The organism is Neobacillus citreus (assembly GCF_018343545.2).
GTDB lineage: Bacteria > Bacillota > Bacilli > Bacillales > Cytobacillaceae > Neobacillus > Neobacillus citreus.
Window position 1 is genome coordinate 13,356 of the sequence record NZ_JAGYPE020000009.1, and the last position, 24,519, is coordinate 37,874.

The 24,519-nt window shown below is 36.1% G+C and carries 17 protein-coding genes; 4 read left to right on the forward strand and 13 right to left on the reverse strand.

The features are described 5' to 3' along the window. The first annotated feature begins 14 nt into the window (after positions 1-14). Both KHB02_RS07210 and KHB02_RS07215 read left to right on the forward strand, forming a co-directional pair. Positions 15-212 carry a helix-turn-helix domain-containing protein gene (locus KHB02_RS07210; protein WP_213145799.1) on the forward strand — a complete coding sequence of 66 codons (198 nt, stop codon included), beginning with the start codon at positions 15-17 and terminating at the stop codon, positions 210-212. A gap of 608 nt (positions 213-820) precedes the next feature. Next, positions 821-1,336 carry a competence protein ComK gene (locus KHB02_RS07215; RefSeq protein ID WP_213145798.1) on the forward strand — a complete coding sequence of 172 codons (516 nt, stop codon included), beginning with the start codon at positions 821-823 and terminating at the stop codon, positions 1,334-1,336. A 549-nt stretch (positions 1,337-1,885) separates the two neighbouring features. Here the strand turns inward: KHB02_RS07215 and KHB02_RS07220 are convergent. The 5 genes from KHB02_RS07220 to KHB02_RS07240 all read right to left on the reverse strand — a co-directional run bounded on the left by KHB02_RS07220 (position 1,886) and on the right by KHB02_RS07240 (position 6,975). Then, complete coding sequence (locus KHB02_RS07220; RefSeq protein ID WP_213145797.1) at positions 1,886-2,845, reverse strand: hypothetical protein; 960 nt, start codon at positions 2,843-2,845, stop codon at positions 1,886-1,888. A gap of 65 nt (positions 2,846-2,910) precedes the next feature. Next, the gene (locus KHB02_RS07225; protein ID WP_213145796.1) at positions 2,911-3,072 is read right to left on the reverse strand and encodes a hypothetical protein; all 162 of its coding nucleotides are present in this window, start codon (positions 3,070-3,072) and stop codon (positions 2,911-2,913) included. Between the two features lie 86 nt (positions 3,073-3,158). Continuing rightward, complete coding sequence (locus tag KHB02_RS07230) at positions 3,159-3,641, reverse strand: hypothetical protein (RefSeq protein ID WP_213145795.1); 483 nt, start codon at positions 3,639-3,641, stop codon at positions 3,159-3,161. Positions 3,642-3,698: 57 nt separating this feature from the next. Beyond that, a complete protein-coding gene (locus KHB02_RS07235) occupies positions 3,699-4,115 on the reverse strand; it encodes a hypothetical protein (RefSeq protein WP_241113760.1) in 417 nt (138 codons plus the stop codon). 97 nt (positions 4,116-4,212) lie between these two features. Further along, positions 4,213-6,975 carry an AAA domain-containing protein gene (locus KHB02_RS07240; protein WP_213145793.1) on the reverse strand — a complete coding sequence of 921 codons (2,763 nt, stop codon included), beginning with the start codon at positions 6,973-6,975 and terminating at the stop codon, positions 4,213-4,215. An 848-nt stretch (positions 6,976-7,823) separates the two neighbouring features. On the opposite strand from KHB02_RS07240, the gene KHB02_RS07245 reads away from it, so the two are divergent. Together KHB02_RS07245 and KHB02_RS07250 are read left to right on the forward strand one after the other, a co-directional pair. Then, positions 7,824-8,612, forward strand: a complete 789-nt coding sequence (locus KHB02_RS07245) for a hypothetical protein (RefSeq protein WP_213145792.1) — start codon at positions 7,824-7,826, stop codon at positions 8,610-8,612. A gap of 141 nt (positions 8,613-8,753) precedes the next feature. After that, positions 8,754-9,740, forward strand: a complete 987-nt coding sequence (locus KHB02_RS07250; RefSeq protein ID WP_213145791.1) for a hypothetical protein — start codon at positions 8,754-8,756, stop codon at positions 9,738-9,740. Positions 9,741-10,002: 262 nt separating this feature from the next. Here KHB02_RS07250 and KHB02_RS07255 read toward each other — a convergent pair whose 3' ends face one another. From KHB02_RS07255 to pglZ, 8 genes are all read right to left on the reverse strand, one after another. Continuing rightward, positions 10,003-12,279 (reverse strand): DEAD/DEAH box helicase, encoded by a 2,277-nt coding sequence (locus tag KHB02_RS07255; RefSeq protein ID WP_213145790.1) that lies wholly within the window; start codon positions 12,277-12,279, stop codon positions 10,003-10,005. Next, positions 12,186-12,512 carry a hypothetical protein gene (locus tag KHB02_RS07260; RefSeq protein ID WP_241113761.1) on the reverse strand — a complete coding sequence of 109 codons (327 nt, stop codon included), beginning with the start codon at positions 12,510-12,512 and terminating at the stop codon, positions 12,186-12,188. Before KHB02_RS07260 ends, KHB02_RS07255 begins: the two co-directional genes overlap by 94 nt. A gap of 5 nt (positions 12,513-12,517) precedes the next feature. Beyond that, positions 12,518-14,983, reverse strand: a complete 2,466-nt coding sequence (locus tag KHB02_RS07265) for a DEAD/DEAH box helicase (RefSeq protein WP_213145789.1) — start codon at positions 14,981-14,983, stop codon at positions 12,518-12,520. A 662-nt stretch (positions 14,984-15,645) separates the two neighbouring features. Beyond that, positions 15,646-17,589, reverse strand: coding sequence for a DUF2075 domain-containing protein (locus KHB02_RS07270; RefSeq protein ID WP_213145788.1), 1,944 nt, complete (start codon positions 17,587-17,589; stop codon positions 15,646-15,648). A 128-nt stretch (positions 17,590-17,717) separates the two neighbouring features. Further along, positions 17,718-18,413, reverse strand: coding sequence for a DNA/RNA nuclease SfsA (locus tag KHB02_RS07275; protein ID WP_213145787.1), 696 nt, complete (start codon positions 18,411-18,413; stop codon positions 17,718-17,720). Between the two features lie 188 nt (positions 18,414-18,601). After that, a complete protein-coding gene (locus tag KHB02_RS07280; RefSeq protein WP_213145786.1) occupies positions 18,602-21,808 on the reverse strand; it encodes a DEAD/DEAH box helicase in 3,207 nt (1,068 codons plus the stop codon). A gap of 46 nt (positions 21,809-21,854) precedes the next feature. After that, positions 21,855-22,562, reverse strand: a complete 708-nt coding sequence (locus tag KHB02_RS07285) for a hypothetical protein (RefSeq protein ID WP_213145785.1) — start codon at positions 22,560-22,562, stop codon at positions 21,855-21,857. Positions 22,563-22,580: 18 nt separating this feature from the next. Then, entirely contained in the window at positions 22,581-24,518 is a 1,938-nt protein-coding gene (gene pglZ, locus KHB02_RS07290) for a BREX-3 system phosphatase PglZ (protein ID WP_213145784.1), read from the reverse strand. Position 24,519 lies beyond the last annotated feature (1 nt).

Here is a 24,519-nt window from a genome sequence, read left to right on the forward strand (position 1 = left end):
AAAGGAGAATTCTCGTGAGAAAAGAGAATGCCATTTACATAGGCGAAGTGATTAAAAGGATTCGTTCTGAAAAAGGATTGACAAAAGAGGAGCTTGCTCATGACAGCGAACTGGATCGATCATATATGAGTGATTTGGATACAAATAAAAAAGGTCCACTACTATTTACTGTCTTTAAACTTGCGAAAGGTTTACAGATGGAGCCCAAATAACTTGTAAACGAAATTAAATAATTTACGGGATTTCACGACACTTCTGAAAATTAAATAGCTAATTTAAGCGTTTATAGATGAAAACATGAACCTGAATAACAAGAAGATGTTGCAATTATTTTAAGATTCTAACAAACAACCAAACACGACATAAATCGACTATTTTTGACACAAAAAGTTACGAATTAGGCATTAAAATAATCCCAATTATGTAATTTTTTGTGTTATTTTTTATTTGTAAATATTTTTTGAAAATAATAATAAATTTTCACCTTATATTTCGGATATCTGTAAAAAATGCATTTAATAATTGATTAAATTACATACTGAGTTCTGCTCTTTATTCACACGTTCAAACAACTATATCTAAACGATTTTATAATAGTCGTAAAGTTACACTGATTTCTCTAGTTGCTTTTTATTATGTTTTGCAAAAGTGTTATTACTGGGAGGTGAGGTTAATGTGAGCAGCAAAAAAATAAACCAAGAGCATATGTCCTGGACAGACGGGCTCCTGGTCTAATAAGTTAGCGGCAAACTAACTTATTGATAGTATACCTTTTTTCAAAGATTAATCAATCAAAAAACCTTTAAGGAGCGAAAATTCTTTGGATATTGAAAAGTACTATATTATCAATCCGGATTTTATTCACATGTCAGGTTATAATGATCGAAATGGCAAACGCTCCACTCTTGTTGAAGAATTACACAGGAAACTGGTTGTTGACCGTTCTCCATTAGAAATACTAGCAGATACCATCAGATGTATTGGTTTTGATTTAAACAGCGCGATTGCCAACGCTAAAGCGCTCCTAGGGAATATACCGATGTGCCCTATCCAGGTGGATCCGATTCATAACATTTGCATCTTTGCGACCAAATCAGCCAAAAACGAGGATGCCATGTGGTTTAATCCACATCATATCGTCAGAACCAACGGGTATTATTTAAAAACCCATGTAATACTTACGAATGGACGTATTCTAACTGTCCCTTGCAAGGTATCTGCCTTTAACAATAAACTGCAAAATGCGGACCAATTACAAAAAATTTCAAAGGCAATCGTAAACGATCCTATTGGTTTTCTGTTAGATCCTAAGCGGTTCAGGTTGCAGCATAGTTAAAAGATCTTTAAATTGTTATTCTGCTTATCATATTTATACTTATGTTCCGTTTTTAATAAAATTTGTACGGTACATCTAGTGGAAAGTTACTGGTTATACTCAAAAGCCAGTTTCTTAGAATACCGAGTAATCATAGATACAGGCTTTTAATTTCTGAGTTTTGTTAGTAGTTAGCCGTGCTTCGCTAAGCGGATGATATTTAAAGATAACTTTGACGACTGATTCAAAGTGTATGCCTTAATTTTTCGTTCTGATTCAACCAGTTTTTCCTAGGCTACTTTTTCCTCTTCACTGTTTATATTTCTTATCGAAATGTTTGATGCAATTGGAATAGAAATCTCAAGAGAGTTTACAAGGTCACTTGCCCATATCATTCAGAATATTTGCTGGTTCATAAAGAATGAGTGCGTAAAATATATTCATGGTAAAAAAATTTTTTTCGGAATAATACTAACTGCTTAAAATTGAATTCTTCATCTTCTTTGCTTGTGATATGGTTCACCGTAACCTATCTAAATGCAAAAAAAATTAAAAGAGGGTTATTCCCCTTTACTCACTACTTATCATTTGTGCTATCTTTATAGTTTGTAGTTCCTTTTGAACATTGCTTATTGACGTAATACTACTCTTGGATCGTTGATCTAATTCATTAGGTAGCTTTTCAATTTTCTTTATAGAAGCATCTAAATCCTTTTTTAAACTTTCTTTTATATTTGCCCCATTTTCAGAACTGCCTTCATTTTCTTTCCAAAACTGAATTGCATTTAGCGTATCTTTCCCCATTTCCTGTAATGAAATAAAAAAGGATCTAGTTTTATTTACGGTAATTAAAACAGTTGAAGATAGTTCTAAAACTTTATGAGCTTCTATAGTAGAATTCCTTAAATCTTCAATCTGATAAATCAAGTTTGAGTTTAACTCTTGTTCAATTTGAAATAACTGTTCAATGTTTTTTTCCTTTTGATATTCTTCGAATAATAAAGTTAACTTTTGATGAGAATCACTCATCTCTTGTTTAATAACTGTTAAGTTCTCCAAACGAAATAATATGCTATCAATTTCATCAAGTTTAATCTGTGCAAAAGCTAAATCAGTACTTATTTTACTTACAATAGGATTATCAACAAAAGTGTTGACTCCTCTAACAACTGTAATTGCTGAGTCAGATTTGCCTAATGCATCACTTATAGGAGCCAAATTTCCATTTAGCCACTCAACATTTTTAACTAATAAATTTATATCCTGATTGTATTTATCTAGATCGCTAATTATTTTTGGTAATTCTGTTTCTATTACTTTTAACGAATTACTTCTAGCTTCATTTACTTGGTTCTTCATAGTATTTAACTCTGTCGGGTCACCAACACTATTGCTGACAACTATTTGACTAGCTTTATATCCGGTTAAACCTGAAATTAACATTGATGAGATAGTAATTGTAATAGGAAACAAATATCTTTGAAATACCGGTTTCTGGTTAGATACAGCCCTCTCCTTCACCACTTCCATATGCGGTTCCTTCCTCCTAAATTATTTCATATTAAAAAACCAGCAGTTTACAAAAACTCCTTACTTTAATCGAGGCATTCTTGCTGCACGACAAAAGCAGGGTGGTTACAAGTACCACCCTTAGATTTCCAAGTAACGTTTAAACTCTTTGGCGCAAGCGTACAATTCATTTCATCTAACCCATTTAGAAATTTATGTAGTTCACCAAATACTTGTAATTCGTTCATTTACTTTTCTCCTAATTTTAGCTTAAAAAATCTGGAGTGCGAGGCACCACTTTTTCTCCAAGAATGATATCCTAAAACCTACATCTCTAGGATATTCGCAAATTCTTTTTAAGGAGGTCGACAAGGATGTCTATTTCCTCCTTACTTTGTACTAATATATCCGGATCAATATCTGAATTTCCAATTGTAAATCCATTTTGTTGAAGAGTTTCTTGACTTAGTAAATGATTGAATAGAACCACATGAATATAACTATTATTCCTTCGTGGGGCTACAGATAATAACCTTTTTCTTGGTTTAACAGAATAATAGAAATAGAGTACACCATATCCCCTTTTAGGATTTGGGTCTTCACTGATCATTTTTATTAGGTCAGTCTGCATTAGCTTCTCTTCCAGGTATTCCATTAAACGTTCTGAGTCTACAGTAGCCTGATAAATTTTCTTGGTTTCGGATGTTATCCATCTTATATTATTTAAGAGCATTTTTCCTTCTCCTTCTTTAGAAACTTCTTGAGGTTTGGGAGCGTTTTCCTCTCGGACGCGTTGAATAAAATTACCGAGAACCATACTTAGAAAGATCACTACCATCCTTGGGGTAATACTGGGATTCCGATCCCCTAATTATCACAAATACTCTTTGGTAATAACCTGCCAAATTTTCAAGCCCCGTTCATATTCCATCTGAACCATAGTTGGAGATAGGACTACCCTGCTACCTACAATATCATTAATCGAAGATGATGATACTGCTTTTCGCAATTTCTCAAATCGATTTAAGTGCATGAAATACTCCTCATTTTCATGCCAACCATCATCATTATGATAATCGGCTATTTCCACTACTCCAGTCGCCAACCCTCGCGCAATGATTCCTTTTCCATTACGATATAAAAATACTAAATCATTAGGTTGTATTTGATTGATTTTCTCTTTCCAGGGAGAAAAATAGGCTGAACACTTTTCATTATTCAACATATCCCTCTCGGCTTCTCCTCCTGGTCTATTTGCCCGGTTCGTATTTATTATGTAGGCTTTTCTCAATTCTTTCACTCTCCTTTAATCGTAATAAACGTTTCTGCCTCCAAAGCCCTCACTCTAAAATAAAAAATGTTAAAATTTTTAAGTATTATATAAATTTTCATGATCCTATTAATCCGGCAGAACCTGATTTTATTTTAAATATTTCTTCCAACTTCTTATTAAGACGATTTTCTTCCATACTACCAGTAGTTTTCATTCTGATAATCGGAATACCATACTTCCGTAATATTTCATCCTTCATTTTGTCACGCTTCAATTGAACTGGATTGTTAGCGTGGTAGGCATGTCCATCCACCTCAACAACCAAAACAGGCATTTTATCATGCTTGTTAAAAATGACGAAATCGGTGTGAGATAAAATGTTCATAGCATAGGTACGTTCTTCCTCTGTCAATTTTACTGGATCTTTTATCAACATACGTAAGGGCTGATGTAACACCCAGTCCAGACTTTGATATTCCGGCAAATTAAGTACCTTACCAATCACAGTATTCATAAGATTTTCTGATTTAAAATTCGACACCTTCTTGCTTTTTCTCATCACTTCTAATAATTTTTCGGAATAGCTGCTATAAAGAAGATCGAAAACAGAATAAATTTGGCTCTCAATAACTTCAAAATTGTGATATTGAATATATCTCACCAAATCGCCTATATTTGTCCCGTTCCATTCTTCACTTCCCTCAGAAACTACTACAATCAGCTTTTTTACTGCACGAGAAATAGCAACATTAATTAGATTGGAGTTATCGGCAAATGCATTGCGTTCATTGTAATTGACAACAGTTGTAAGAATAATTACATCTCGTTCCCGCCCTTGAAATTTGTGGACAGTGTCGGCATCAATTTTTCGATTCCCAATCGTCTTCTGCAGTTCCTCCGCTTGTAATCTGAATGGGGAGATGATTCCGACTGTTTCTTCTGCCTCATTGATTTTTTGATCAGGAAATACTTCATTAAAAACAACATCAATCTGACGTTGATTCAATTTTCCTCTCGCATGATTACCTTTTGCAGTTTTATATAAAACCAGAGGTTGATTCTCCTCCTCTTGATTCGTTAATACAATTAATTCATTATTATAAAATTTTTGATTACAGAAACCTATAATTTTTGGGTGACAACGATAATGTTCTTTTAATAGAGTCTTGGGAATATTCCTATATAACTCTATGAAAGAGGATAACAAGCTATGGTTAGCAAAGCTGTAAGCACCAACCACCCCAAAGGTTTCAAAGATTTGTCTAGATTTATTGGCTATATCGGCGGAAACAACATTTGGAAGCTGTTTTACATCTCCAACAATTACTACGTTTTTAGCACATGATAGGGCCAAAGCACCGGTCGCAATATCAACTTGGGAAGCCTCATCTATGATGACATAATCAAAGAGATAATTCTTGGCAGCACTGTTTCTTAGTGAATGACTTGTACTTAATGTAACTGGGTATTCCTTCAAAAAAGACTTATGATACTCATCCTTCCATAACGCATCACTGGAAAAGATCGTTCTGCTTCCACCTTTATACTTTTCAGCTAATTTTGCTTTAAATAAGTCCATGGAACGTTGACTAAATTCTTTCATTTCCTCTTCAAAACTGTAATTCTCAAGCCTTTTCAAGAGTAACTCAATTTGGGTGTTTAATTCTTGAATTTTTTTTTCGTAAAAGACCTTTTGTAAAAATGAAATAAGCTCTTCAGGAGGTAATTTATAAAACTTTAAGTTAAAGATTCCATAGAAAAATAAATTATAAATTTTGTCCTTTAAGGAGAATTTATTTTCACTAACGTTCTGCTTAAATTCTAAAAGTAATTTCAAAGCCTTATCAGAACTAATTTTTTTTACAAATTTAAACATAATATCCGTAGTGTTTGATTGTTCATAATACTTAATGAAGTATTCATATTCAGTCTGAAAACTTGATAATTCTTGCTTGATAATGGCAAGATTGTTCTGATATCCAAGCATTTCATTTAGTTTATTTTGGGAAGCCCTTAACTTGGATTGAATATCGTTATATTCAGAGGATGTTATACCCCATTTACTCATGTCTGGATATGTACTTTTCTGGTTAGCAAAGAACTGTGCTTTATTTTGATTGTTACCTAGGTATGCTGCAATGAAATCCACTCCATACTTTTCGAGTTTTTCAAGGACATTAGCCGTAGCAGAGTTATTATTGCTGACCACAGCTACAGTTTTATTTTCCATTACTGCATTTGCAATAATGTTCAGTATGGTCTGTGTTTTACCCGTCCCTGGTGGTCCTTCAATAATACTAACCTGGTTCGATAGAGCTTTCTCCGTGGCTAATTTTTGACTAATATTAAATCCAAAAGGATAAACGGCATTAACTTTCTTTTGCTGTAACCCAAATTGTTCGCCTTTCAAGTATGAAGCTAACACGCTACGAGGACTTATCAGTGTAAGATTTTCATACTGTTTACTTAGGAAACTTTTATCATTTTCATCCTTTACACTTACATAATTAGCTAGCGTTTTTAAATAATTAAAAGTACTAAGTGTTGAGCTATTGGTTAACGAAGAATCTTCAATCACTAGTCTTGAACGCTGATAAGATTTTTTATATCCTGTTTTAAAATTAAGTTTTACATATTCGCCAAAATCAAGGATTTTCGTTATCCCGGATACTGGGTGATTATTCTCGTAAATTAGGCTAGTTGTTGGGTCTTTAATCTTTGGGTTCTTATACCATTTAATATTTTCATAATTATATTGAAAGACATGATGATTATTTTTATATTTAACTAGCCATCTTCCATCTTTATAAGTACATGATTCTATATTTTCAGTATTATCTTTCCCTTTTGCAAAAATTAAATGATGATCTTCGTTCATTATAGTTCACCACGTTTCAAGTTAGATTACCTTTGCTTCTATATAGCGTCTCGTTTGTATAAAGGCAAAGGTTATTATCCTATTCGCCCCAACTATGATTATACTACTTTTTTCCTAAGTTCCCATTTCATTGTAATAAAAACGTGCCAAAAGATACTGTTAGTGATAAAATGTAGCTAATTTAGATCCAAATAAATAACCCTTTAACAAAGAGGGTTAAAATTCTTTCGTATTTTCCCACCACATTAACCAATTTCAAGTTTAAAATCTCATAAATCTTTGCCACCTTTTCCCTTTGCAAATTGATATTGTCCGGGACAAAGTATCTGTATATTAGCTCTTACAAAAGTTGATTCACTACCGCTTCTGCCATATGCCTCCATCCAATCAAACAAATGAAAATCCCATTTTTTTTCACTAATATAAGCATGGATGTCACGATTAAATTGGGAGGCAATTTTATCAATTAGCTCCTGTTTTTGCCCTTACATCCCTGTTTTGATAAAAGCCTTTGGAAGCTCTTTGTATAAAGAGAACAGCAGAAGCTGCATTATAAGTATGCCCGGCAATTCGAAGGCTTCTAACACCTCTTGTACAGGGGGTAAGAAAAGTTACTAATCAGCTGCTTAATTCATCAATAAAATGTTTCGAACGGTAAAAGTGTACGTCCATTTTTTAGGATGGTTATTGGTGAATTGTCATAGAGGAGGGAAAAATAAATACAAATAAGAAAAAACACTTATTTAAATTCGAATAATTAGATATGATATAATCATTTATGAAATAATTAACAATTATGTTTAAAATGCGTTTTAGAGAGCAGTTTATACGAGATCGGAGGGAATTGTATGAGTATCGAGCAGCATGAAGCGATTGGACATACACTAAAAAAAATTACCATTAGATATGATTTTCGGGACTTAATGGGATTTCCCCAAGGCCACTTACGAAGAATACTAAAAATATGTGATGATTCTGGACTTACAAATATTGATACAACAAATTTAAATTCTTCAGATTTTATTTTTAGTGATCAGCTAACTACCCTTCAACCTCCGCATGGTCAATTATTACACAAAATGCCAAATTACGTTTTTTATAATGATGATGAAAGTTTAAATATCGAAATTAATCAATACTTTTTAAGGATTACTCACAATGTTGTTGGAGATTTAATCAGATTCAACCTATTGCTCACCTTATTTAAATCCATTTCAGAAGTCATTACAGAGATTGAAGAATTTATTCCGAGAAGATTGTCTTTAACAAAAATCAATGAAGTACTTTATAAGAATCTCGATCATTTAATATCAGATTTTAAGGAAGAGCAATTTGGCACCTTAAAAGAACTTGATTGGTCAAAACCTACGACTTTTTTAAGGCAAAATTTAAATTTTGAGGAAGGGGGATTTTTAAACAATATTACCCGTCAAATAGAGAGTGGCACAATTAAGGAGGATTCCTTCATTCGATTACTACTTCAATTTGAGATATTATGTTTTGATTATATTGATAAAAATCCAGAAGTAATATTAGATAGCATGAATAAGAATCTTTGGAATCTTTATCTTAAGCACGTGACTCCTAATGGTGAATATAAATTAGAGAACGGTGGAAAGTTTGGTGAGAAATTTTGAAAAGTGCAAACAGATTAAAAAATCATCGGGACTTTCAATCAACAGGAAGATTAAATAGCTCCTTCCGTTCGATAGAAGAGGCCCTAAACCCTCGAATAAGAGCTAGTGAAATCAACGATTACTTAATAAAAGATAAGACAAATGAGGCGATTAGACGGTTATCTTCAAAAAAATAATACATTAACCCTTTACATTATCGGTTATAAAAATCAGGGAGAGAGTATTGTAATTAACATAGCTGATCAATTTATTGGTGTTTTGGATTCTTACAAAACACCTAACCATTTCGTTACAAAAGATATTTTAGATGGTTTTGGAAGAAAGAAAGTAAATTTTCTATGTTGGACACATACAGATGCAGATCATACTTTAGGAATGTCAGATTTACTGAAAAATCACGTAGACAGAAAGACGTTGTTTTTCTTACCTGAAGGGTTCCAAGCAAAGGAAATTCAGGCAATGTATTCTAAATATGTATCCTCGGAATATCAAGAAATTAGTAAAATTGCTGATAAAAACATTGCTGTTTCAAACTATATTTCAGTCAATCAATCAGTTTCCGAGACGTATTCAATTCTATTTTCATCAAGTAGTGAAAAATTGTATATAGATTTAGAGTACTACACCCCACTTTCCAGAGTTGTAAAAAATTTATCACAAAAGGCTTTTGATAATTATTTTAAAAGAAATAAATATGTAAGTAATAAACCCAATTATTTCTCAACGGTGTTAAAAATAACGGTAAGACATCCTGATATAATTCCAATAACAATCTGTTTAACTAGCGATCTAGATAACTACATTATTAAGAGGATGGACGAGGAGCAGGCTCAAGAATGCTTTGATGGAAATCTTATTATTAAAATTCCCCACCATGGCTCTAAACATTCAAGAAATATATTAGAATATATAAATAGTTTTGGATTTGCTGCTACTACCTCCTATTCTAGTAGTAATTTACCACAAAAAGAAATATTAGATAGCTATAAACTAATAAATCCAAATGTCTCATTTACCGGGAAGGATAATACCCAAGAATATGGAATTATCAAATATGAAATTAAATTAACTGACAAATTCCATGATCTTATTAAATTAACACATCTAGGTGGAGCAGGCATTTATTAGACTAATACCATTTTTAATTACACCCAAATCTGAATTACCAGGTAACTCTATCACAGGGTTACCTGGTAATTCCTCTCTATAGAAGGCCAGTAGTTATACCTTAGATATTATGTATTTGTTACCTGAAGTTTACTACCCGCCAAAAATCCCTCCAATAATTGAATACCACCAGCTTTATCAAGCGGTTCGTTGTTTTTCTCACAGATGGTCAAATGAGTACAGTTTGGGCACCCATTTGTACATGGACATGCCCTCAAGATTCCTAAACCCTTTTAAAAATATGAAGCAGCCGTTCTTCGATCGCTTCCATGATACCGGCACCGCCACCTCCTGTTTCATAACAAACGATGGTAGGCTTGTTGTCAAATTCCTTTAAGTTTGTTGACGACATCAAGGAGAAATCACTGTGCGAGCATTTGACTATCGTCGGAATCGCTGAGGCAATCGCATGTTCAACGACATGCAGCGCACCTTCTGAGACTCCACCCGGAAACTGCACCCATAAACCTTCCGTTGTATACCGAACCGGATACATATTGCTCTCTTGAATGAGTTCCGAAGTTCCCCCGCCAAATAACTGAACTTTTTTATAACCAAACAAATGTCTGGTAATCTCCACTTGGCCTCGGCCAAGCTTGACCAAATCATGAATGGTGTTTTCCTTTACAACATCCAGCACATGAAAGGAATCAAAGATTTGCGATCTGGTGGTATAGTCAGCTTTAACGGGAAGTGCACAAATTTCATTTTTGCTGTGTAAAATTCTGGTCACCTTATACGTCTTCTGATTATAGAGGAATACCGCACCCAAATGATAATCCCGCAGCAACGACCGCTCATCGACCCCTTCATAAAGGGTTTCATTCGTTAGCCCTTGATTGTGAATCACATTATACAATTTGCTGCTGCTTAATAGGAAATTATACTTGATCTCCGGGTCCACTAATTTCCATGTACCTTTTGACACTTCCTTCATCTTTTCGAGAAAACCGTCCGCTTTTCGGGCAGCGGAAACTTTAAAAAAGTTATGCGGTGAGGAGATAGTCCCGTTCAATTCATGTGTGGCGTATTGCAAATGTTCCGCTACAATATTGGGGTTGGACACGTCGATGGTAACATGTTCCGCTTCCCGTTCCATGAATTCCTTCGGATTGGCAGCATAATATTGCTCCAAGGGATCCTCTTGGAAAATTTGAATGACGAGGCCAGGTCCTTTTCGACCGACACGCCCGGCCTGCTGCAGGAAGCTCGCCTTGCTTCCCGCATAGCCGATCATGAAGCACAGATTCAAATCGCCAATATCAATGCCCATTTCCAGTGCGGAGGTCGAGACAATCCCCACCAATTCGCCCTTTTTCAATTTATCCATGATTTCTTGCTTTTTGTATGCGTTCAACTGCGCATGAAAAGGTGAGAATAGTTCGGATGGTATGTCCACCCCATCCGTTAGCTCCGCCAACCTCGAACGAATGGCATTATTTAAATCAAAGCTTGCTGTCGTGGTTGCCCTTCGATTCCCGTAAAAGAAAATCGTCTTAGGCAGCATCTTGTACGTTCCGGCAATGGATTTTAGAATTTCAAGGGCCTCTGTAATCGGCGCTCTTCTTGTTCGGTTATCGGATTTTTGCTCAAGCAAACCGGGATTCCATAATAAAATTTCCCGTTCATAAGAGGGGCTTCCGTCCTGTTGAATTAAGGAAAATCCGTTCTTTCCCTTAAGTCCGGTTATTTCCTCCGCTAATTCCTTTGGATTCCCAATCGATGCGGAACAGGCAATAAACTGCAGATTGGTGTTCCCCAATGCATTGCATACGTTCCGCAGCCGGCGCATCAGCATCGCCACTTTGGAGCCTAACACCCCGTTATAGGCATGCAGTTCGTCAATAATGACATATTTTAAATTTTTGAAAAACCTTTTGCAATGTTGTTTATTCTTATGGTAATGGGCTGGTCCTCTAAGCAGAAAGTGTAAGAAATGAACATTGGTTAACCAGTACCGGGCGCTTTGATAGGTTAATTCCTTTACCGAATCAGACCCGCGCTCTAAGACTCCGGCTCCAATCTTTTTATCGCCAAGTTTGATCGTTTTATATCCGAAAGACGATTCCGTTAAACTTTTCTCGTAATCAAATGTAGCCAATGACTGAAGCTGATCCCGTGTTAACGCCTTCAATGGTGATAAATATAAGACGGTCGAATCATCATTTTCAATAAAAGACTCAAGAACAGGAATCGTATAAACCATCGATTTACCCGAAGCGGTCCCCGTAGTAATGACCACATTTTCGCCGTTTCGTACCTTGTTAATCGCGTCCGCCTGATGAGAGTATAATTGGGCGATTCCTTTTTGTGCTAATTTTTCCGTCAGAATCTCAGGCAAAGGTTTCTCCAAATCTCCAAAAATCGCTTCCCTTGCCGGAACTGAATATTGTTCGACAGTGGAGCCTAATTTGGCTCCCACCTTTTTGATCCCATCGATGACATCCTGAATAGGGTAATCCTTAAAGGACCAAGTCTCCATGCGGATATCTTTGAACATACCTTTTCATCTGGAGTCAGAAACTCTTCATTAATGATGTTTTGACAGCCTTGACAATAGATTCCATCTTCCAGCTGCAGTCCATGGCATTCATCCCATTGATGCAAATGAATACCGTTGGTAGGCTGTTTAATTTCTCTTTTATAAGGTGTATCTTTATACTTTCTGCTAATTTGAAAAAAGTTAACTTGCCTAGCAGTTGATTCGTGACAGTTTAAACAAACTAACGGCATAATATTTAAGCCTCCACTCCATAACTAGTAACCGTTTCAGCAATTATTTTAAGTACTTGTCTTCCTCCGGCTTTGGATAAATGATCATTATCCTTCCCAGGATATTGGATGCAGGAAGGACAACCTCCCACACAGGAGCAGGTTTCCAATAAATTCAAGGCACTGACAGAAAGCCTATCGAGGTGCTCTCCAATTGCTTTCGTTACCCCCATACCGCCTGATTGATTACCGAAGAATCCAATGACCGGGTTATTGCCGAACCCAGACATCGACAAGCCGGAGAAACTGGAAATATCGTTGCCATCGCAAATAATCGTATCCGGGATGACCGACAATAGGACGTGCTCGGCTGCCCGAATCGACCCGTCCAGCTTTTCCTGGGTGTAGTCAAAGCCAAGCGTAAGTTTCAATTCATTAATCATGTCTTCCCCTAAGACGATCCAAAAGCCTTCTGATTCAAAATTGGCGACCAGTGGATTGTCGAGCGCCACTTTTTCCTGAATTTTTTTGCCAAAATAGTTTTTCGCAAACCCGAAAACAGAGCGTTTGATGTTTAAGACGCCAGTGGATTGGACCATTTCGTCCATATCGATGGTCTGCTGCTCGTCCGCAATGCTGATAGAATCCTTAAACATGGATTGTGTATAGTACTCCAACTCGCCTCTAATCGGTGCTACAATAATTTCATGTTTTTTTCGATTAATACTGTCGACACGATAAGCCTTTTCGTTGGCATTCCAATAAACAGCGCCTTCATGAAAATCACGAAGCGCAGTCCATTCATCCACGTTATCAAGAAGCACTTCATGCTGTTTGTTCGTGACAACCTTATAATTGACAGTGGAGCCCGAGCGCAGGTTGCATCTTTCTCCTATTTCTCCTGATGGGATTTCATCCAATAGCAGGTCGGCCAGCCGCTGATCATTCACAAAAAATAGGATATCTTCAATGGTAAGGTCCCGTCCCAATTCCTCCTGAAGATACTGCAAATGTAATTTTAATAAGCTTTCATTTTTCGGGTCGATTCTGACAACCTCTGGCGGCTTCTCCAAAAAGATTTTTGGATTCTGCATATAGTACTGCTGAAGTGGCTCATCCTCAAACAGCATCACCGCTACACCTTCTCCCTTTCTGCCGACACGGCCAATTTGCTGGGAAAAAGCCGCTTTGCTGCCAGGATAACCGCTAAGAATCGCAAAGCTTAAATCGCCAATATCAATTCCGACCTCAAGCGCATTGGTCGCAATCACCAGATGGACATCACTGCGTTTAATCGCATGAATCACCTGTTTCCGTTCATCTACGGCTAGCATGCCATTATAAAAAGCAGCTAGCTGCACACCGCTGACACTTTCCCGGTTCAAGCGCAATTTTTTTCGTAAAACATCCTTCATCGATCTTGCCGTTACCTTCCCCTGTAGCCGGGAACCTTGAAACATAATGGTGCGGATGACGCGTTCATCGTGAACAAGGACATTTTCGGCAATCGATAACGCATCCGATATGGGGGCTTTCCGCTCGCTAGTATCCAAGGTGACGCCAGGATTCCAAAACACAATATGACGTTTTCTTTTTGCAGAGCCATCATTGTCAACAAGCGCAAAATCCTGTTTGCCCGTCAGCTCTTCTGCCAGCACTTCCGGTTTGTCAATCGTCGCTGAACATAGAATGAACTGAATGTTGGGATTGCCCAGTTCCTCGCAAACTTTCTGCAACCTGCGAAGGACGAGAGACACATGGCTGCCAAACGCTCCCCTGTACAAATGCATCTCATCAATGACGATATATTTTAGATTTTTTAATAGATTGACAATCTGTGAAGCTGATTGATAATTACCTTGCACCTGCTTAAGCAAAGAATGATGGATCATATCCGGGTTGGTAAAAAGAATTCGCCCATTTTTGATCAGCCGTTTTCTTGAGCCTGGCGGTGTATCGCCATCAAGCCGGCCATAGGTAAGATAGCTTGAACCTAATTTTATCGTCCGCTCAAACCACTCATCCTGCTCCAATTCCTCATCAGGGACGATTTCTTCCGTCCAACGATACAGTTGTTCAACCTGGTCATCGGCAAGTGCTTTCGTAGGGAATATGTATAAGGCCCGGGCCTCAGGGTCCTCGAGCAAGCCCTGCAGCACCGGCAAATTGAACGAAAGAGTTTTTCCCGAGGCGGTTTCCGTAACCAATACGACATCCTTCTTTTCCCTTACCGCATTATAGGTATCCGCCTGATGCGTGAATAATGAGGTGATGTTCATTCTGTTCAACGGAGCATTTAGGCTTTCCGGCAGCTGTTCGTTGATGGTACCATACACAGGCTCAGACTCCGGAATCGAATGAACATAAACTTCAGCCCGCTCTTTTTTGCTCAATTCCGTTAAACGGTTGATAATTTCCGATGAGTCAAATTCGCTAGAACTAACCCCTGGAATACGCTTGTCTACTAAAACAGCACTTTCTTGAGGTTCCAACTGAAGCTCAGCATGACACTTGGGACAATAGACCCCCTCCGGGCAGTGTTCGAGCCAGCCCGTCGAATCATCTAGATTCTGCCACTGATTGGGTGATAGTGCTGCGCCAACTTTAGTTCTACTAATCTATATTCGCCTCTTGATAACACGCGACGACTTAATTGAATCCCCTCTAACAACGAACCACAACTACACTGTAAAAAAGCCATAAATTTCCCCAATCCCTTCATTGCGTAAATCCTTCTGGATAAATTTTTTAAAATTTATCTTCATCAAATGAATTTTAAATTATTTTGTAAAACGAAATATATAACATATTCGTTATAATAGGATAATAATCCTGTTTCTCTTAATAAAATTTAGTGAAATTTACTTAGATACACCTAACCTTCGGTATCCCTCTTCAACTCTTTATGTAAATTCTAACAGTTTTAAGGAATTTAGACTGACCAAAATTGGTGAAACTGGATTCAATTTCCCTAAAATTAGTTAAATGTTTGACAGGCAACACCGTCAAATTTTGGTCTACTGGAATGGAAAAAACACTTAATTGAAAACAATAAAAGAGCCAACTATTCTTAGAATAATTGACTCTTTCATTTGTAATATTTATGAACAACTCTGAAAAAAATCTTTCGGGCAGTAACTGCCACAGGAGTATGCTAATATTCCTCCCCATCTTCAGCAACATACGACCAGGAATAATATTTAGTAATTTTTCCTGCCCCTCTGTTTGTATTATTAAACCGTTCCTCTAGATAAGCCGCAAGTGCTTGGTCTGTACAATACACAAAACACCCTTTTTGTCCTCGTGTCATTAATGTCCTGTATGTATTACGAATGATCTCATCGGCAAGATTAGCGGCTCTATATGGATCTTCTTTCAACATTTTCTTAATTCCTTTGAGGGAATTGTCTGTCTTGGCACGTTTTGTGTGGTCAGTGATTACTTTGCCATTCTCATATCTTAGATCATCACCAATAATAACCCCTACATAATCAAATTCCAATCCCTGACAGGTATGAATGCAACCACATTCACTAATAGAGGTTTCGTCAATTGCCCAGGTTTCTGAATTACCTAGGTTCCAACTCATCTTGAAATCAAATTTGTCCAACATGATGTCGTAGTAATTAGGATTACTCTTACCCTTTGTATCCCAGTTCCAACAATATCCTGCGACTAAACGAGATTTGTTATTAATTTTGTTTAGTTCCGTAATAGTGTCTCGAAGAACATTTGGATTATTAAAGACCCTAAAATCATATTGTCCTCCAATATCATTTGCGTTCGCTGTTTCACGTATTTGAAGGACATCATCAATCCAGGCTAAATAGCCATCAGATCCATTACATCGAAACTGTGAATCTAATTCCATGATGCTCATATTGGCACCAAATTCCCTCGTGTATTTTTGTATCTCAGCGATACTGCCCGCATCTTTTAGGGTTACCCGCTGATGTTCATCAATAAAAAAGATGGAGAATTTTGAGGCATTAATGATTTCTTTTGTTTGGTTTTCACCCAAGTGTGAAAACATACCGGACTTCTTATTCAGGCGATGTGCTTCATCCACGATCAAGGCATCGAATTCATCCTTTGGAGCATCGACATAACTCCCAGATCCTTTAAACAGGTTATCGATATGCCCTTTTCTGAAATCCTGTTTTAGTTTTGTTGCATAAATATTCCTAGGTGCAGCATTTTTTGTGACATACTGACACACCATACTTTGACTTGTTAACTCAACCAACAAATTTATTGCCAAAACAGATTTGCCTGTCCCTGGACCACCTTTTACAACTAATACCTGTTTGGTATTTGTCCGTATCGCTTCTCTCGCAAGATACACAGCTTGTTCAAAAACAACTTTTTGATCATCAATCATAATAAATTCTTGATTGCCTTTAAGCATAGCACTTAACGAGTCCTGCAAGGACTTTGAAGGTCGGATCCGGCCTTTTTCAATTTTATATAGATTTTCCTTATTGTCACCATATTGGATATACTTCTTGATAAAATTTCGCAGTTGAGTTGCTTGTCCTTTTACAAAAACAGGGGCCTGCTCTATGTAGTAATGGTAAACCGGATCTGTAAGTGTATCCTTGTCCCCCTGGTCTACATAGTTATGTAAATAGGCACAAGGATATAGGTTTATTTCTTCATTCTGCGCATTTTCATTATAATCCTTAATTAATGCGGCATAAGACCATGCTTGATATGAAGGATGTGTTGTTTCAACTAATCCGCGGTTTATGACCGTCTTAACAATAGCTTCCTTCCCTCTAATTACTTCTACTGATTGCCATTGTTTTAGTTCAACAATCACTACAGAATTCTTGTTTCCTTGTCTTCCTGAAATTAAAAAGTCTACCCGTTTAGATGTATATGGTATCTTAAATTCGATCGCAACACCTGCATCCTTAGGAATTTCGTTATCCATTAAAACACGATACATATATTGCATTGAATTATTCCAAGCACGAACTTCTCTCTCGTTTATTCTTCCTATCTTCGAGTTATAGTTTTTTGAAATATTATTTACGAGTTCATCATGAAGGACATCTTCTAAAAATTCTTCTTTCGTTGCTTCATAAACGATCATAGAGTATCATTCCCAATTATTTGTTAACATTATTATTTAGCTTTTTATGGTAATTAGCAAGTAGAATTACCCAATAACCGTCATTGAACGTAAATTATGATTCATTAACCAAATATAAAATAAAATAATTATGTAATAACTATTTTTAATTCATTAAACGTTATATTATTGCCGCTCCTAAAATCAACTGATACCCCTTTAATGATTAGCCCCCTCTCAATACACTCATTAAGCAACTTATAATATTCTTTATATGTTCTATCTATAATTATTTGTCTAACAATAGGACTTAGAGATACTAGAAAATACTCAATGCTATGCCCATTAGATAACAAAGAATTTATCTTAATTAATTGATTAATTGCCCTTTCAGAATGGACTTTAGGAAAGGTTGATGAATGTTTTATATCAAGTATAGCTTTGGCTTCAATTATTTTTTCATTGAGTCCCTTTTCTCTAATAATTAAATCGGCTTTATAACCATTAAATATTTTTTCTTGTTCAACTGTATAGACATTGGAACCCTTCATTTCAATTTCTTTAAAATAGTAAGCTAGTAATTCATTCACTTTGTTAAAGTTGAGGAGTATAAATTTACAATAATATTTTACAGCAAAAAGAGAAAATCTAGTCCTTCCCTTTATTCCTTTATTCTTTGATAAGAGTACAGTTTTATTACTCAGATTTATGTATTTCCCTATTTTTGAAGTATTTGATACATAACACTCTTCCACTTGCCCATCAATCAAGACTTCGCAAAGAAATCTATTTTTACTTTCTTTTATAAATTTCCCTTCGATTATTTCTATATTTTGAATTATCATTGTTTTACCTCTATTTTTTCGAATAAATGTTAACCTTTAAATAAAATTGGTTATTATCTCGTCAAATCATTCTTAGCTGGACACTTTCAAGATAATATCACAAATAGTTTATATAAAATAATGATTTATAAAAATAAAGAGGACAACCATCAATAAAAATGATTGTCTCTTCAAGGAATAATATCCGCTTAAAATAAAAACATCTCGTCCTTTAATGGACGTTCTTCTATTACCTGACCATTTACTATTAAATAGACATAGACATTCTTCAGAATCTCATCAAGATCCACTAAGTGCTCTTCTGTTAATGCAAAGCCTCTATCGTTCGTTACAATTATATACCTTTCCTCACCAGTGAACCTTTCACTATAAAAATCGACTAACGCCAAATTATCAAACATTTTAACATTTTGGCGGCCATTTTGTTTTTCGTAATCTTCTACGATTCGTTGATAATCTGCTGCCAAAACTCGGTTGGACCTTCCAGTTGGTATTAATTCCAATTGAATAATCCTCTTGGGAGGCTTCATGGTAATGTTTCTTTGACGGTCGATTAATGCTGTACGCTCTTCCTTCTTAGCATCGATATCAATGAGTTGCGCATTCATTTGGTTGATTAGCGCTGAATTTTTGTTATCAAAATTCTCCATCTGATATTTTTCTAATTTGGACAGTGTATCATTATATTGGCTATTAAAGGCTTTTGTTAAGTAGTTCGATAATTTATTTAACTGAACTTCCCTCTTTGAACGAACAGTATCCCTTACCTTAATCGCAGCAGCCAATGCTTTCTTCATCATTTCGGAGTCTTGCAGAACATTAAGTTCAGTTAATGGATCTTCAAATTGGCCTAGCGACAACCAGTATGGGTCTAATTGAATAATCGTGCCGTCCTGTCTTTTTCCCAAATAAATGAGGGCATTTTGAAGTTCCTTCCCGGTTCCATCGTTTACGGAAAGACTGTATATTTCAATATTTAGATGATCGGGTACATCATATGAAACCATATAACGACTAAGCGCATGTTTTCCACTATCTATTTTTGTCATTTCTAAAGCCAATTGATAAATTGGATTATCCTCTTGTATCAATGGAATATCTGGTTCAACATATTCCTTGTATCCTGTAAACCTGTAAGTTTCTGAATTACTCAAATTTAACTGTGGAAATGATTCACGAAGGAACTTTGGAATACGCTCGATTCGCTTCACTTTGCCCTCATTTGATTCTAAAATACGAACATTTCGCTTTTTTAAAATATAATCCACAAAGGAGTCATGCACACGATAAGGAATCTTCCTAACAGTAATATCACTTTGTTCACGCTTGAGTGATGGTACATCAATGGTTTCCTCATCCAGTCGCTCTTCTTTCAGCACTTTTAACAGTTTTAGGTTTTCTTCTGAAATGGCTTTGTCCATTTTTGAAACAACATCATCTAACTTCTCTCGGTGTAAAATTGCATCTTGCATTAGAGATGATAAACTGTCAAAATGGTCATCTAAAACTTCTCCGATAAAATTGTAAACAAGATCCGAGCCTAAATCCTCTTTCATTTTTTCCATCTTTTCAAGCAGACGGGTCATTACATGACCTTCACGGGTATTTTGTGCCACTAAATTAAAGATAAAGACTTCATTCTTTTGACCAATACGGTGAATACGCCCCATCCGCTGCTCCAACTTATTTGGATTCCAGGGAATATCATAATTGATCATTTGATTACAAAACTGTAGGTTAATGGATTCACCACCAGCATCTGTAGCAATCATTATTTGACATTCATTCCGAAACATCTCAACCTGCCGCCTACGCTCATCCATGGAAAAACTACCGACTATTTTTGCAATTTTAGGAACCCGCTCTAATAACTTTCGCTCCAAATAATGTAATGTATCCGCAGCTTCTGTAAATATTAGTATCTTCTCTCCCTGGTGGAGTAGCCCATCAATTCCAAATAATGTTTCTTCAAGCTCTTGATATTTTCTTTCGATTGTATAATTTTTAAGATATGTGGTTTTGGACAAAAGACGTTTAAGTTCTTTTAATTCTAGCTCAAGTTCTTTAGTGTCAATAATATCAATTGCCTGCTCGAGCCTTTTATCCAACATCTCTTGCTGCTCGTTAGACTCCTCGTTGTACTCAGTTAAATCCAATTTTTCAATCATCTTTAAATATTTATTCCGTTCTTGCTCAGTTTGCTGATAAAGCTTTTTTAACCGTTTGTAACGGCGCTCTAATGACAAATGAATCGCTTCAATAGATGAGCTTAACCGGCGTTGCAATAGCATCATGGCAAAAGCTGTACTGTTTTTCCCGTTATTCATTGCTCGATTGAAATGATCCCTTACATAATCGGTAACAGCGTCATATAGATCAAGCTCTTCATCTGTTAAATGATATTGAATCGTTTTAGTTGTCCGCTTTGGAAAAATCGGTGTGCCATCAAAATTCACTAAATTCTCTTTTAATCTTCTTATAATAAATGGATTACTTTTCTCCCTCAGGGTTTCATTAACTCCAGTACTTGAAAATATATCTTCATCAATGAGCCTCATCAGGTGGCGGAAGTTTTCCATATCTCCCTTGTGAGGAGTCGCAGTAAGTAATAAACAATTTGGAGCTTTTCTTAAAATAACTTCACCCAGTTGATAAAGCTTTGTCCGTGTAGTCTTTTTCTTTATTGTTCCATGTGTATATGCTGCCATTTTATGGGCCTCATCGACAATAATTAAATCAAATTGGGCTTCATTGATTAATTGTTTAATATCATCTTTTGCAGCCCAATATACTGAAGCTAAACAGTGATTGTTTGAAATAAATGGATTTTTCCCACCATATTCGTTCACAACTGCCCTATTAATAATATGAAATGACTCCTGAAATTTCTCCTGTAGTTCCTCTTGCCATTGCTTAAGAACAAGCGGTGGAACCAGAATTAATATCCTATCAACACTGTGACGTGCCTGAAGTTCCTTAATAAGCATTCCAGACATTATCGTCTTTCCTGCCCCTGGATCATCCGCCAATAGAAAACGTACATGAGGAACTTGTAACATACGCCCATAAACTGCTTCAATTTGATGTGGCAATGGTAAGACATTGGCATTACCTAATGCCCTTGTTTTTGCATACATCACTTCATTTTGCATGGCATTATAAATCAGGTAATGGTGTATATCCCGCGAACTTAATTGCTGGTTTTTAGTTTCATGTGTATTTAATCGCTCCATTGAATTAAACGTATCTTTTTCAACAAGCAGTTCAAAAAATTGATTCGAATTTCTCCCAATCGCTTCAATAACATAAAACACATCATCTATTGCTTCACATTTCTTTACCTCAACTATTTCAGGAAACTGCGGCCCTTTTACAACATCTCCTGCCCTAAACATGAACATCCCCCTATAAAAGATCCCCTATTCAAATGAATAAGGGACATTATCTTTTTAGCTCTACCATTGTCATATCAATACTTTTTACTAGTTCAAATTTATCTTCAGTCAAGTCCCTTGCTTTTATATGATAATCGAAAGGGAAGAATAGAGCATTGTTATTCATTAGTTCTAATGGAATAATATGTACATCACTGCACGTCAGTAAAACCTCTGCTAACAACTGATTTAGTTCTGATGAATGAACTTCAAATTTTTTTGACAATGAATAGGCTTGTTTTTTTTTAGGTTCAGTAACTCCCCAAAACTTAATACTTGTTAATACAGCACTTGTTGCAACCTCTACCCTACGTCTTTCACCATAAAGGCTTTTCATCTTTTGGCCTAAGATTTGGCTTGGTATCGCATCTTGCATGCGAAACTGCATTCCCATTTCCTTAACTAAGTCGTAAAAAAAGGGGTATGCTAATATTGTCATGCACCAATGAAGTAAAACCCGTTCTTCTTGTTTTAAAAAAGGGAACATCTCTAAAGCTTTATCACGAATAAAAGTGTGGTCTTCGTCAACTAAATACCAAATTTTCATTAACATTGTAACTGCGTTTTTTCGTGATTTAGCACCTTTAATATCTTCCCTAAGAAAATTGTCCAGTACTTCATACATTTCCTTACGCTCTAATCTTCTTGATTCATTAGCTGTAAAATCAAGGTGATGAAGCAGTACTTTTTGATCAAATCCTATTGGTTTCACCATAAATAACCTACCTCTTGCTTAAGACATCACTTTAATAAAAGGAACAATTACTTCCTCTATACTAATACCTCCATGGCTCATGATCGTCTCGCCACGATTTACAAATGCGGCATCGTCCTTAGCTAATAGTACATGATAATGTCCTGGTAAGCCAACATCATTCCATTTTAATGTTTGATCATATTTATCTGAGGCATAGTCCCTTAATTGTGTTGAATCATAAATTCTGACACGTTCTCCCTTTGTTTCAGCAAGAACACCTTCAGAAATACGTCCAATCCCAACGCTCTCCCTATTCCCATGATCTGCAGTTATGTAGATAGTGAATCCTACTTCCTGCAGGTCCTTAATCAAACAATATAGATAGTTGGTTTCTAACCATATCCTTAACTCAGAAGACACACTTCGTGCTCCTTGTATGGAACCATGTAACATACGATCTACAATATCAATAACAGCACCATACACTCTTACATTTGGTTGATGTAATGGCAAAATATTTTCCTTTTCATATTTCTCCTGACCAAGACCCCTCTGATAAGAAATATTTTTACGTGGTACGCCTTGATCCTCCCAAAAAGTATTCCATAATACCGATTCCTTGTTAGTAGTAGAAATAGAGTTAGCAAAATAAAATGGCTTCATTCCTGAAAAAATAGATTGACGTGACACCGATGTTAAGGTCGGCACCCAAGCAAAAACTCCATTTTCCTCAAAAGATAACCCCTGTCGAATTAGTTCCTCACGTATCTGAGCCCACTGAACAAATCCCATTCCATCCATCACTAGTAAGGCTAACTTATTTTCCTCTTGTGCTGCTAAATAATGAGAAATATGATGAACCATCTTTGGCAATGGCAGATGCGGTAAGGTACTAAGCAATCCATAATGCTGCAACATCCATTTTTCAAATGGCTTATTCATTTGATCAGAAATCTCAGCTGCTTCTTGAGTAAATGTCCCCGTTACTATAGCTCGATGTTTAAACTGTCCGTATAATTCGGCATATTTAATCCATTCTTTATAACGGTAATCATTGATAGTCGACTCTTTTAAACGTTGATATAAATGTTCTAACTGAATTTTTTCAGTTCTTGTCGTATCAATCTTCATTCCAACATGCATCCAAGCAGGTAAATCGTTATCTGGAAGACCCTCTACTGGCTGAAGTAAGCCCTCCACAAACAAATTATCCAGTATGCCTTTCATATAAGGATTGGTGAAAGGATGAGCTTCATAATACGATTCATCCTCAATCGCAACTCCACTTTGAGTCACTGCTAAATTATGAACTTGATGTACAAAAGTATCCCATTCTGCTCCCAGATAGTTATAGAAAAATGAAGATGAGAAAACAAGCTCTTGAATCGGCATCTCTGCCAAGTCGCTCTTCTGTATAAGTACACTCACAATATATTCTTTCACAACATCAGGAATAGAATCTAATTCGTAATGAATCGTTAGCAGCAGCTTCCAAAGCTCAGCACGTGTATACACTAAATCATACGGAAGCTTATAGATATGCTTCGTTAGAAAATCTAGCGTATCTTTATTAGAAGAAGAGCCTTGATACCGCTCATGTGCGGCATACAAGGCATCAAATACTTCTACATCAAGCTGTCTAATAATCTGTGTCGAAAACTTTGAGAAGATGTTGGCTAAATCAAGTTGAACCCTCTGACCAGTCTGCAGTAAGTCGTAGGAAAACACATGATAAACTTGCCCCTCCGCTCTTACAAGCAGACAACCATCTCTCCGTTCAATTCTAGTCCGATATTCATGCTCGAATTCATAACGAAACAGAATGCTATCACTAAAATTGACGACTTGTATATTCTCTTCATTTAACCTGGTTAAAATCATCTCATCTAACAGCAATTGATCACGATCAAGAACAAGATACAAAGGATTGTTTTGATTAAATTGTCTTAACACTTGATCTCGCCAATTCGTCATC